The 12,871-nt window shown below is 62.3% G+C and carries 8 protein-coding genes and 1 pseudogene; 4 read left to right on the plus strand and 5 right to left on the minus strand.

What is annotated here, in order from left to right; all coding sequences use genetic code 11:
- Positions 1 to 56: 56 nt before the first annotated feature.
- Entirely contained in the window at positions 57 to 1,547 is a 1,491-nt protein-coding gene (amaB, locus tag PVV54_RS25840; RefSeq protein ID WP_274907903.1) for an L-piperidine-6-carboxylate dehydrogenase, read from the minus strand.
- 136 nt (positions 1,548 to 1,683) lie between these two features.
- Between amaB and PVV54_RS25845 the strand changes: the two genes are divergently transcribed.
- Positions 1,684 to 2,574 carry a LysR family transcriptional regulator gene (locus PVV54_RS25845; RefSeq protein WP_274907904.1) on the plus strand — a complete coding sequence of 297 codons (891 nt, stop codon included), beginning with the start codon at positions 1,684 to 1,686 and terminating at the stop codon, positions 2,572 to 2,574.
- 204 nt (positions 2,575 to 2,778) lie between these two features.
- Positions 2,779 to 4,173: a 2-oxoadipate dioxygenase/decarboxylase HglS gene (hglS, locus tag PVV54_RS25850; RefSeq protein WP_274907905.1), complete on the plus strand. Its 1,395-nt coding sequence runs from the start codon at positions 2,779 to 2,781 to the stop codon at positions 4,171 to 4,173.
- 63 nt (positions 4,174 to 4,236) lie between these two features.
- Here the strand turns inward: hglS and PVV54_RS26685 are convergent, their stop codons facing one another.
- From PVV54_RS26685 to PVV54_RS25860, 3 genes and pseudogenes are all read right to left on the minus strand, one after another.
- A complete protein-coding gene (locus PVV54_RS26685) occupies positions 4,237 to 5,100 on the minus strand; it encodes a methyl-accepting chemotaxis protein (RefSeq protein WP_446731483.1) in 864 nt (287 codons plus the stop codon).
- A pseudogene (locus tag PVV54_RS26690) lies at positions 5,098 to 6,138 on the minus strand (Cache 3/Cache 2 fusion domain-containing protein); the annotation flags it as partial. The pseudogene PVV54_RS26690 and the gene PVV54_RS26685, both read right to left, overlap by 3 nt.
- 210 nt (positions 6,139 to 6,348) lie before the next feature.
- Positions 6,349 to 7,275, minus strand: coding sequence for a LysR substrate-binding domain-containing protein (locus tag PVV54_RS25860; protein ID WP_274907907.1), 927 nt, complete (start codon positions 7,273 to 7,275; stop codon positions 6,349 to 6,351).
- Positions 7,276 to 7,433: 158 nt separating this feature from the next.
- Between PVV54_RS25860 and PVV54_RS25865 the strand changes: the two genes are divergently transcribed.
- Positions 7,434 to 8,822: a NorM family multidrug efflux MATE transporter gene (locus tag PVV54_RS25865; RefSeq protein WP_274907908.1), complete on the plus strand. Its 1,389-nt coding sequence runs from the start codon at positions 7,434 to 7,436 to the stop codon at positions 8,820 to 8,822.
- Positions 8,823 to 8,893: 71 nt separating this feature from the next.
- Here the strand turns inward: PVV54_RS25865 and PVV54_RS25870 are convergent, their stop codons facing one another.
- A complete protein-coding gene (locus PVV54_RS25870) occupies positions 8,894 to 10,561 on the minus strand; it encodes a putative bifunctional diguanylate cyclase/phosphodiesterase (protein ID WP_274907909.1) in 1,668 nt (555 codons plus the stop codon).
- 295 nt (positions 10,562 to 10,856) lie between these two features.
- On the opposite strand from PVV54_RS25870, the gene rep reads away from it, so the two are divergent.
- On the plus strand, positions 10,857 to 12,866 hold the full coding sequence (gene rep, locus PVV54_RS25875; protein WP_274907910.1) for a DNA helicase Rep: 2,010 nt from the start codon (positions 10,857 to 10,859) through the stop codon (positions 12,864 to 12,866).
- The last annotated feature ends 5 nt before the right edge of the window (positions 12,867 to 12,871 follow it).

The following is a 12,871-nucleotide window of genomic DNA, read 5'->3' on the forward strand; positions in this document are numbered from 1 at the left end:
ACCTGTAGGAGCGGGTTTACCCGCGAACCGGGGGCAACGCCCCCGGCCATCCAGCATCAATCGAACACGATACCCTGCGCCAGCGGCAGCTCACGCGAGTAGTTCACGGTGTTGGTCTGGCGGCGCATGTAGCCCTTCCAGGCATCCGAACCCGACTCACGGCCACCGCCAGTCTCTTTCTCACCACCAAACGCCCCGCCAATCTCCGCGCCACTGGTGCCGATGTTGACGTTGGCAATGCCGCAATCGCTGCCCGAGGCGCTCTGGAAGCGCTCAGCCTCACGAATGTCGGTGGTGAAGATGCACGACGACAGACCTTGCGGCACTTCATTGTTCAGGCGCAGGGCCTCTTCGAAGTCGTCATAGGCCAGCACGTACAGGATCGGGGCGAAGGTTTCGTGGCGCACCACGTCGCTCTGGGCCGGCATCTCGGCGATGGCTGGCGACACGTAGTAGGCGTTCGGGTACTGGTCGGCCAACTGGCGCTCACCGCCGAATACCTGGCCGCCTTCGTCGCGGGCCTTGGCCAGTGCACCTTGCATGGCGTCGAACGACAGCTTGTCGATCAGCGGGCCAACCAGGTTGTCCTTGCGTGGGTCGCCAATGCGAACCTTGCCGTAGGCCGCTTTGACACGGGCAACCACTTCGTCCTTGATCGAACGATGCACGATCAGGCGGCGCAGGGTGGTGCAGCGCTGGCCAGCGGTGCCGACAGCGGAGAACAGGATGCCGCGCACGGCCAGGTCCAGGTCTGCGCTTGGGGCCAGGATCATGGCGTTGTTGCCACCCAGTTCAAGGATGCTGCGGCCAAAGCGTGCAGCTACGCGCGGGCCGACTTCACGCCCCATGCGGGTGCTACCGGTCGCGCTGACCAGCGGAACGCGTGGGTCGTCAACCAGCGCTTCACCGGCTTCACGGCCACCAATCACCAGTTGCGACAGGCCAGCCGGGGCATCGCCGAAGGCTTTCAGGGCTTTTTCGAACAGCGCCTGGCAAGCCAAAGCGGTCAACGGGGTTTTCTCGGACGGTTTCCACACCACCGAGTTGCCGGCCACCAACGCCAGCGCCGTGTTCCATGCCCATACGGCAACCGGGAAGTTAAAGGCGCTGATCACACCGACCACACCCAGCGGATGCCAGGTTTCACGCATGTGGTGGCCAGGGCGCTCGGAAGCGATGGTCAGGCCGTACAGCTGGCGCGAAAGGCCAACGGCAAAGTCGCAGATGTCGATCATTTCCTGGACTTCGCCCAGCCCTTCCTGGGTGATCTTGCCAGCTTCGATCGAAACCAGCTCGCCAAGGTCAGCTTTGTGCTCACGCAGTACTTCGCCGAACAAACGCACCAGCTCGCCACGGCGCGGAGCCGGCACAGTGCGCCAGGCTTCGAAGGCTGCCTGGGCCTGGTCGATGCAGACGGTGGTTTCGGCCTTGCCGAGCAGCTTCACCGTAGCGATCTGGCTGCCGTCGATCGGCGTGTGAACAGGGTAGTCGCCCTGGGTGTAAGCCACGGCGGCAACGCCAAGGCGATCGAGCAATCCAGCAACCATTTGTGCTTCTCCTACATCGGGTGATGGGGTGGAAAAATGATGTGGATCAGTATTAATCCGATCACACCGGTGCAACAAACGACCTTTATTCCGCATATCATTCCGTCAGGTAATGATTTGAGCCACTGAGAACGCCATGACCAAACGCCTGGTGCCGTCCATGACCGCCCTGCAGTGCTTCGAAGCTGCAGCCCGCCACCTGAGCTTTACCCGTGCCGCCGAGGAGCTGCACCTGACCCAGAGTGCCGTCAGCAAGCAGGTGGCGCAGCTCGAAGAGATGCTGCGCCACCACTTGTTCCTGCGCATCCGCAGGCGCCTGCAGCTTACGCCTGCGGGCAGCTTGTACCTGGCCGAGGTCAACAAGATCCTCACGCAAGTGGACATGTCCAGCCGCTACGTCCTCACCTACGGCGAGCAGACCGAGATATTGAAGGTAGCCACTCAGCCGAGTTTTGGCGTGCGCTGGCTGATTCCGCACCTCAAGGGTTTTGGCAAACGCCACCCGAACATCCACCTGGACATTCGCAACGAGATGGAGCCATTCGCCTTGCTGCAGGGCTCGGCGGATGTGGTGTTCTTTTATGGGCAAGGCACCTGGCCGGGGGCAACGTGCGTGGAGTTGTTCCGTGAAGAAGTGGTGCCGGTGTGTGCACCAGAGTTGCTGGCGGGGCGTGAGCTGGCAGATGCCGCAGCGCTGGCAGAACTCGTGCTGTTGCAGAGCACATCGCGGCCAGAGGCTTGGCATGAATGGTTTTTGGAGTTGGGGCTGCACAGTGTAAGCGCCTACCATGGGCCGAGGTTCGACACCTTCTACATGGCATTGAGCGCCGCCCAGTCAGGGTGTGGGGTGGCGTTGGTGCCTCGGTATCTGGTGGCGAAGGAGTTGGCGGATGGGAGCTTGGTGGTTGCCTGGCCCCATGCAATGCGCAGTGCCGGCGCGCATTACCTTGCCTATGCCGAGCATGCGGCGGAGGTGCCGAAGGTGCGGGCGTTGGTGGGGTGGGTTCGCGAGCAGCTTATGGTTTGAGGGCCTCATCGCGGCGGTCCGACGTCTCGGTAAATCCGCTCCTACACCGGCCATGTAGGAGCGGATTTACCGAGACGTCGGACCGCCGCGAGAGGCCCTGAAGGTCGATCATAAAAGGAATGACAGTCCTACTTTTTTTCGCTTGTGGCCATAGTCCATTCCCAGCTTTCATGTAATCGTCCGAACCTAACCAGGAAGCTTGCGATGCCCGCCCACGATTTCGTCAGCCCCGACAGCATCCGCGCGCAGTTCTCTGCCGCCATGTCGCTCATGTACAAACAGGAAGTGCCACTGTACGGCACGCTGCTGGAGCTGGTGAGTGAAATCAACCAGCAGGTCATGACGCAACAGCCTGAAGTGGCCCAAGCCCTGCGCTGGACCGGGGAAGTCGAGCGCCTCGACCAGGAGCGCCACGGTGCCATCCGCGTCGGTACCGCCGAAGAACTGGCCACCATCGCCCGCCTGTTCGCGGTCATGGGCATGCAGCCAGTCGGCTACTACGACCTCAGTTCCGCCGGCGTGCCGGTGCACTCCACGGCGTTCCGAGCCGTGCACGAGCAGTCGCTGCACGTCAGCCCGTTCCGCGTGTTCACCTCGCTGCTGCGCCTGGAGCTGATCGACAACCCGCAACTGCGTGAGCTCGCACAAGGCATCCTGGCCAAGCGCAAGATATTCACCAACCGTGCCCTCGAACTGATTGCTCAATGCGAGCGCGACGGTGGCCTGAACGCAGCCGATGCCGACACATTCGTGCAAGAGGCACTGCACACCTTCCGCTGGCACCACGATGCCACGGTGACTGCCGATCAGTACCAGCAACTACACGATCAGCACCGCCTGATCGCCGATGTGGTGGCGTTCCAAGGCCCGCACATCAACCACCTGACCCCACGCACGCTGGACATTGATGCAATCCAGCTTGGCATGCCCGCCAAGGGCATCCCGCCGAAGGCCGTGGTCGAGGGCCCGCCCACCCGTCGCCACCCGATCCTGCTGCGCCAAACCAGCTTCAAGGCCCTGCAGGAAAAGGTCGCGTTCAGTGATCAAAATGCCAGCGAGGGCAGCCACACTGCACGCTTTGGCGAAATCGAGCAGCGTGGCGCGGCCCTTACCCCAAAGGGGCGCCAACTCTACGACAAGCTGCTGGACGCAACCCGCGCAGCACTGGGCAGCGCGCCAGCCGAGGCCAATGCCGAGCGCTACATGGCCCTGCTGCAGGAACACTTCGCCGCGTTCCCGGATGACCTGGCGCAAATGCGCGAACAGGGGCTGGCGTACTTCCGTTACTTCGCGACTGAAAAGGGGCTGGCCGCGCGCGATCAGCAAGGGCGGCCAACCACGCTTGAAGGGCTGATCGACGCAGGGCATGTGCATTTCGAAGCACTGGTTTACGAGGACTTCCTGCCCGTCAGCGCAGCGGGGATCTTCCAGTCCAACCTGGGTGATGATGCCCAGGCGGAATATGGCAGCAACGCCAACCGCGAGGCCTTCGAGGCGGCGTTGGGGTTGCAGGTGCAGGATGAGCTGGCGTTGTATGCGCAGACTGAGCAGCGGTCGTTGCAAGGGTGCGCGCAGGCGCTGAACCTGTCGGGTATTTGAAGGGGCCGCGGCGGCCCGACGCCTCAGAGAATCCGCTCCTGCACGGAGCGGATTTTTTTGCGATCAAACCCGGAACCGATCTACCTCTTGGCGCAACTGCGCCGCCAGCCCTTCCAGCTCCCGCGCGGTGAAGGCCAGCTCGTTGGCCACATCGCGCTGCTCGCTGTTGGCCTGGGCAATGCTCTGCAGGTTGCGGCTGAGCACGGTTGCGGTGCTGCTCTGCTCCTGAGTCGCGGTGCTGATCACGGCAAACTGCTCGCCTGCCGCCCGGCTTTGCTCATCGATGCGCGCCAGTGCCTCCGCCACTTTGCCGTTACGGTCCAGGCCTTCCTGCATCAGCTGGTTGCCCTGCTCCAGGGTGTTGATGGCATGGCCCGTCTGCTGCTGGATGCTGGTGATCATGCCGGAGATTTCATCCGTGGCTTGGCGGGTACGCGCCGCCAAACCCCGCACTTCATCGGCAACCACTGCAAAGCCGCGCCCTTGCTCACCGGCGCGAGCCGCTTCGATGGCAGCGTTCAGGGCCAGCAGGTTGGTCTGCTCGGCAATCGAGGTGATCACGCTGATAATGCCGCCGATTTCCTGAGAGCGTGCCCCCAGGGTATCCATTACGGTTGCAGTGCCGCCCAGCGCCTCGGCGATCTGACGCAGCGAACTCGACGCTTCGTCCATCGCAGTACGGCCGATGCGCGTCTGCTGCGCGTTGTCGCGCGCCATGCGCTCGGTGCCGGCCATATTGTCGGCGATGTTCATCGAGGTGGCGCTGAACTCCTCCACCGCACCGGCCATGCTGGTGATTTCACCTGACTGCTGCTCCATGCCTTCACAGGCTCCGGTCGAGAGGCCCGACAGCGAACGGGCGCGCCCGCTGACTTGCTCGGAGGCACCACGAATGTGCTCGACCATGGTTGCCAGCGCTTCGCCCATCTTGTTGAAACTGCGTGCAAGCTGGCCAATTTCGTCATGGCTGGTGATGGCCAGGCGTGCACTCAGGTCGCCCGCGCCCAGTGCTTCGGCCTGACGGACCAGATCGTCCAGTGGGCGCAGTTTGCGGCGCAGCAGCCACAAGGTGGCGACAACGGCCAACAGCATCGCCAGCAGGCTGCCAATGGCCAGGCGCAGGCCGACACTCCAGGTCACCTCGCGGATTTCCGCTTCGGGCATGCTGGCGACCACTGTCCAGGGGCCTTCGGCAAAGGGTGCGCTGGCGCTGAACAGTGGCTGGTCGGCATTGGCCGGCGGCACCAGCCATTCGCCCCGCTCATCGCGCAAGGCCAGCGAGCCGGTCTCGCCAATGCGGAAGCGTTTGAGGTTGTTGAACTGCGCGTTCTGCGCGTCGGTGTAATCGAAACCGACGAACAGCACGGCGATGACCCGGCCACTGCCGTCGCTCACGGGCACATAGCGGGTCATGTAGTTGCGCTCGAACAGCAACGCACGGCCCACGTAGGTTTGCCCGGCCAGCAGTTTCGCGTAGGCCGGGTGCTGGCGATCGAGCTGAGTACCAATGGCGCGGCTTCCATCCTGCTTCTTGAGGCTGGTGCTGATGCGCACGAAGTCGTCACCGCTGCGCACGAACAGGGTGGCTACGCCTGCGGTCATCTGCTGGAATTCGTCGACTTGCTGGAAGTCGTTGTTCAGCAGGTGCTCGCCCAGGTACAAGGCTGGCGTGGCTTGCCCGGCAACCTGTACGGTTTCGCCAGCGTGCAAGGCAAGGCCCGATGCGAATCGGCGCTCGAACAGGCCGCTCAGGCGCTGGGTGTTGTCCTTGAGCGAGCCATGGAACGTATCCAGCTGGTCGGCCAGTAAACGTGCCTCGCTGGCCAGGTGTTGCTGGCGCGTGGTGAAGTTGGCGTCATCCAGTGAGCGCAGGGCAAACAGGGTACTGCCGGTGATCACCAGCGCCAGCACAATGGCGAGGGCGACACCGAGTTGCGAGGCAATGCGGGCACGCGGTTGAGACATGGGGGGAAGCTCCGACGGTGAAACACGCCCTCTGGCGGGACGCTGGTGCCAATTAATCGGCTTCGCAGGGGAATACTTGAGTGTCGGGCACGGGTAAACGCAAACCTTTGCGTTGTGCCAGTACGGGCCTCATCGCGGATGAATCCGCTCCTACAGGTCTGCACACCTCTGTAGGAGCGGATTCATCCGCGATGAGGCCCGTACCGGCAATCAAACTGCCGGCAGTACTTGCACATCCGGCAAATCCACCGCCGCCGCCTCTTCCTGCAAAAATGCACTTAACCGCCGCAACCGCTCGCCCCCCGGCCGTGTGCGCGGCCACACCAGGTAATAATCCATGCCGCTGGGCACCGCCGTTGGCCATGGCAGGCTCAAACGGCCCTGGGCCACGTCCTCGGCAACCATCAGCAAGTCCCCCATGGAAATACCGTAACCACGGGCCGCCGCGATCATGCCCAGCTCCAGCGTGTCGAACACCTGCCCGCCCTTGAGCGATATCTTGTCTGCGAGGCCCATGCGCTCCAGCCAGGCACGCCAGTCGCGCTTGTCCGGGGTGGGGTGCAGCAATTCGATACCCGCCAGCCGCCGCTCATCCAAAGGCCCGTCTTCAAGCAGGTCCGGCGCCCCCACCGGGATCAACAGCTCGGAAAACAGCCGGCGTACTTCCCAGTCCTGCGGAAAAACGCCATCACTGAGCAGCACGGCGCAGTCAAAAGGCTCCTGGTTGAAATCCACATGGTCGACGTCCATCCACGCGCTGGTCAGCTGCACCTCGTTGCCCGGCTGCAGGTGGCGAAAGCGGCTCAGGCGTGCCAGCAACCAACGCATGGTCAGGGTCGAAGGGGCCTTCATGCGCAGCATGTCATCTTCACCGCGCAAGGTGTCGCAGGCACGCTCCAATGCGGTGAAACCCTCCCGTACGCCAGGCAGCAGCATCCGCGCGGCTTCGGTCAGTTGCAGGCTACGCCCGCTGCGCACGAACAGCCGGCAGGCAAAGTGATCCTCCAAGGTGCGGATGTGCCGACTGACCGCGCTCTGGGTAATCGACAGTTCTTCGCCGGCGCGGGTGAATGAAGTGAGCCGGGCGGCGGCTTCAAATGCGCGCAGCGCATAAAGCGGGGGCAGCTGACGGGACATGGTGCACCAATGTTTTTGGGGGCAATCAGGGAAACGTGGAAATCATACATGCATGAGTTCAACTCATGCCAACCATCGCTTTTATCCTTTTGTGCAAAGCTGACCAAAGCCTCAGAATCCACGCCTTGCTCACAGGATCTGGAAGAAGGACAGCCAACATGCACGTCGTGCCAACCAAAGAACTCAAGGCTTTGCTGCGCCTCGCCGGGCCGCTGATCGCCTCGCAGTTGGCGCACATGCTGATGGTGCTGACCGACACCCTGATGATGGCCCGCATCAGCCCGCAGGCGCTGGCCGGCGGTGGGCTGGGCGCGGCCAGCTATTCGTTCGTGTCGATTTTCTGCCTGGGCGTGATTGCCGCGGTAGGCACCTTGGTGGCAATTCGCAAAGGCGCCAACGATATTGAGGGCGCGACACGCCTGGCACAAAACGGCCTGTGGCTGGCCTGGGGCCTGGCACTGGTAGCGGCACTGGCGCTGTGGAACCTGGAGCCGGTGTTGCTGCTGTTTGGGCAAAAGCCTGAAAACGTCAGCGCCGCCGCCGAATTCCTCACCCTGCTGCCGTTGGCGCTGCCCGGCTACCTGACGTTCATGGCTTTGCGCGGCTTCACCAGTGCCCTGGGCCGCTCGACGCCCGTGATGGTCATCAGCCTGGTCGGCACCGTGCTGAATTACCTGTTCAACCATGCGCTGATCGAAGGTATGTTCGGCCTGCCCAAGCTTGGGCTGATGGGTATCGGCATGGTCACTGCCGTGGTCTCGATGGGCATGGCCATTGCCTTGGCGCTATACATACGCTGGCACTCGGCTTACGACGCCTATCCATTGCGCAAGGGGTTGTCGCGCCCGTCCCTGCCCGCGTTGCGTGAGCTGTGGCGGTTGGGCCTGCCGATTGGGGGCACCTACATGGTTGAAGTCGGCCTGTTCGCATTCGCCGCACTTTGCATGGGTGTACTTGGCAGCACCGAGCTTGCCGCGCACCAGATTGCCCTGCAGATCGTATCCACCGCCTTCATGGTGCCGACGGGGCTCTCTTACGCTGTGACCATGCGCGTAGGGCTTTACTACGGCGCGGGCAAACTGCTGGCTGCACGTAGCGCGGGGCGGGTTGGCATGGGCTTCGGCGCAGTGCTCATGTTCGGCTTCGCCGCGCTGTTCTGGTTGCTGCCCAACGAACTGGTAGGCCTGTTCATCGACCGCGACGACCCGGCGTTTGCGGCAATCTTCCAGTTGGCCGTTCAACTGCTGATGGTGGCAGCTTGGTTCGAGCTTTTCGATGGGGTGCAAACCATCGCCATGGGTTCGATACGTGGGTTGAAGGATGCCAAGACCACGTTCCTGATCGGGCTGTGCTGCTACTGGTTGGTGGGGGCGCCGAGCGCTTGGCTGTTCACGTTTACGCTGGGAGGCGGTGCGGTAGGCGTCTGGTGGGGCTTGGCGCTGGGGTTGGCCTGTGCTTCGGTGGCGCTGACGATTGGCTTTGAGTGGCGGATGCGGCGGTTGCTGGGGAAGGCGAAGGTGCGTGAGGGAGCGGCTGTTTCGGTTTGATTTGGGGGCCTCTCGCGGATGAATCCGCTCCTACAAAGGCCGTGTAGGAGCGGATTCATCCGCGATAATGCCTACAGGGCTTCGGCCAGCCTGCGCCCGGATGCCTGCATCAGGTAGTCCATCAACTCCCCCACCGGCAGGGGTTTGCTGACCAGGAACCCCTGCACCTGATCACACCCGAATTCGCGCAGCAAAGCCATCTGCTCATGGCTCTCTACGCCTTCGGCCACCACCTCAAGGTTGAGGTTGTGCGCCAGATTGATCATCGCGTGCACCAATTTACGGTTCTCTTCACGCATCTCCATTTCGGCAACGAAGCTGCGGTCTACCTTGAGCAACGTGATCGGCAGGCTGTTCAGGTGCACGAACGACGAAAAGCCAGTGCCGAAATCATCCAGCGAGAAACGCACGCCCAAGCGCCCGAGCGCATCCATGGTCTGGCGCACCAGTTCGTTGCGGCGCATCACTGCCGTTTCCGTCAGTTCGAACTCCAGCCAGCGGGCGTCCACGCCATGCTCGATGATCAAACGGCTCAAGGTGGCCAACAGTTGGCTGTCCTGAAACTGGCGGAAGCTCAGGTTTACCGCCATGTGCAAGGGCGCCAACCCACTTTCGCGCAACGCCTGCATGTCACGCAGAGCGCGGGAAATAACCCAGTAGCCCAGCGGCACAATCAACCCACTCTGTTCGGCCAACGGCACGAACTCGCTGGGCGGCAGCAGGCCGCGCTCGGCATGCCGCCAGCGCACCAAGGCCTCCAGGCCAACAATGCGGCCATCGGCCAGATTCAACCGTGGCTGGTAGTGCAACTCCAGCTCGTCACGACGCAGCGCCCGGCGTAGCTCACCCTCCAGGTCGGCCAAACTACGGGCATTGCGGTTGATGCGCTCGTTGAAGACATGAAAGGTGCAGCCCTGGCTGCTCTTGGCCTGGCGCATGGCGATGTGTGCATGCCACATCAATGGGTCGGCACCGCTCTGGGCGCGGGCATGGGCCAGGCCCAGGCTGCAACCGAGCAGCAGGCTTTCGCCGTCTATCCAGTAGGGCTCGGCCAAGGCTTCGACGATGCGCTCGGCTATCCACTCGGCGCGGTTGGGGTCGCGCCGGGTATCAATCAGCAAGGCAAATTCGTCACTGCCCAGGCGCGCCAGCTGATCACCCGCCTCCAGTTGCTGCTTTAGGCGCGATACCACCTGCAGAATAAGCCGATCACCACCCTGATGGCCCAAGGCGTCGTTAACGTGGCGGAAGTTGTCCAGGTCCAGATGGCCGAGTGCTACTCCACGGCCTTCATGTTCGGCAAGGCGTGCGGTCAGCAGTGCCTGAAAGCCCTGACGATTGGCGATGCCAGTCAGTGGGTCTTGCTCGGCCAGGCGCTGCAAGGTCGCAACCAGCACGCCACGCTCACGCACATGGCGCAGCGAGCGGCGCAACGAATCAGCATTGAGTTGGCTGCGTACCAGCCAGTCGCTCACGCCAGTCGGCGGCGCCGTGGGTTCATCATCCAGCAGCAGGATGGTCGGCAACTCACAACGCCCAGGTGCCGGCTGCAGGGCCGGGGTTGCCAGCACCACGGCCTGGCGGTCATGGCTGAACAGGCTGTCGACCGCAGCCCAGTTCGGCGCGGTCAGCAAAACCGCCGTGCCACCCAGCGGCATCAGGCATTCGCGCAACAGGGCGGCCCATTCCGGCTCATCAGCCAACAACAGCAAACGCAATGGTTCGACAGGCGTGGACAAGCGGGCTCCTTAGGCGTGGGCGGTCAAGCGAGAGGGGTCGGGTATGCTACTGCATAAATGAAAATGATTTTCACTTTTAGGCATATCCTTGCCAACACCGCTTCCCGACGCATTTTGACGTGCATCCTGCGCGAAAGTCGCTCAACCGGCAATTACGATTTTTTCCGTGAATAGCATTAGCCTCACTAATGATAAAGACGGGTAAAAGTCTGACTCAAACGTCAGACGGTCGCGCCACAACACGCTCTTGCCTGTTAGAATGCGCGGCTATTTTCTGGTGACCCCGGTTTCTAGCATGTCCCGACTCAACCCCAGGCAACAGGAAGCCCGTGATTACGTCGGCGGCCCTCTTTTGGTGCTCGCTGGTGCAGGCTCTGGCAAGACCAGCGTAATCACCCGCAAGATTGCCCACCTCATCCAGAACTGCGGCATCCGTGCCCAGTACATCGTGGCGATGACCTTTACCAACAAGGCCGCCCGCGAGATGAAGGAGCGGGTGGCAACCCTGCTGCGCCCTGGGGAAGGCCGTGGCCTCACAGTGTGCACATTCCACAACCTGGGCCTGAACATCATCCGCAAGGAGCACGAGCGCCTGGGCTACAAGCCGGGCTTCTCGATCTTCGACGAATCCGACATCAAGGCGCTGCTGTCGGACATCATGCAGAAGGAATATTCCGGCGACGACGGCATCGACGAGATCAAGAACATGATCGGTGCCTGGAAAAACGACCTGATCCTGCCCGCCGAAGCACTCGAAAAGGCGCGCAACCCCCGCGAACAGACGGCCGCCATCGTCTACACCCACTACCAGCGCACGCTCAAGGCGTTCAACGCGGTGGACTTCGACGACCTGATCCTGCTGCCGGTCAAGCTGTTTCAGGAGCACCCCGACGTGCTCGAACGCTGGCAGAACCGCGTGCGCTACCTGCTGGTGGACGAATACCAGGACACCAACGCCAGCCAGTATCTGCTGGTGAAAATGCTGATTGGCATGCGCAACCAGTTCACCGTGGTAGGCGACGATGACCAGTCGATCTACGCCTGGCGCGGCGCTCGGCCCGAAAACCTGATGCTGCTCAAAGAGGACTATCCCTCTTTGAAAGTGGTGATGCTGGAGCAGAACTACCGCTCCACCAGCCGCATTCTGCGCTGCGCCAACGTGCTGATCGCCAACAACCCGCACGATTTCGAGAAGCAGCTGTGGAGTGAGATGGGTGTTGGCGACGAGATTCGCGTCATACGCTGCAAGAACGAGGAAGCCGAGGCCGAACGCGTGGCCATGGAAATCCTCACCTTGCACTTGCGCACCAACCGCCCCTACAGCGATTTCGCCATCCTTTACCGCGGCAACTACCAGGCCAAGCTGATCGAACTGAAACTGCAGCACCACCAGGTGCCGTACCGTCTATCGGGCGGTAACAGCTTCTTCGGCCGTCAGGAGGTGAAGGACCTGATGGCCTACCTGCGCCTACTGGTGAACCCGGACGATGACAACGCCTACTTGCGGGTGATCAACGTGCCACGCCGGGAAATCGGCTCGACCACGCTGGAAAAGCTCGGCAACTACGCCACCGAGCGCGGCATTTCGATGTACGCCGCCAGCGAAGAGCTGGGCCTTGGCGAGCATCTGGACGCCCGCTACACCGAACGCTTGCAGCGCTTCAAGCACTGGCTCGACGGCGTGCGCCACAAAGTGGCCCTGGAAGACCCGATTGCCGCGCTGCACGAGATGATCCGCGACATCGACTACGAAAACTGGATTCGCCAGCAAACCGCCAGCGACAAGGCTGCCGAGTTCCGCATCAGCAACGTCTGGTTCCTGGTCGAAGCGCTGAAGAACACCCTCGAAAAAGACGAAGAGGGTGACATGACCATCGAAGACGCCATCGGCAAGCTGGTGCTGCGCGACATGCTTGAGCGCCAGCAAGAAGAGGAAGAGAACGCCGAAGGTGTGCAGATGATGACCCTGCACGCTTCCAAGGGCCTGGAATTCCCTTACGTGTTCATCATGGGCATGGAGGAGGAAATCCTCCCCCACCGCTCGAGCATCGAGGCCGACACCATCGAAGAAGAACGCCGCCTGGCTTACGTGGGCATCACCCGAGCCCGCCAGACCCTGGCGTTCACCTTTGCGGCCAAGCGCAAGCAGTACGGCGAAATCATCGACTGCACGCCCAGCCGCTTCCTCGACGAACTGCCACCGGACGACCTGGCCTGGGAAGGCCTGGACGATGCACCGGTCGAGGTGAAGGCCGCGCGCGGCAACAACGCGCTGGCCGATATCCGGGCAATGCTCAAACGCTGATCAAC

It is taken from the genome of Pseudomonas sp. PSKL.D1 (genome assembly GCF_028898945.1).
Classification (GTDB): domain Bacteria; phylum Pseudomonadota; class Gammaproteobacteria; order Pseudomonadales; family Pseudomonadaceae; genus Aquipseudomonas.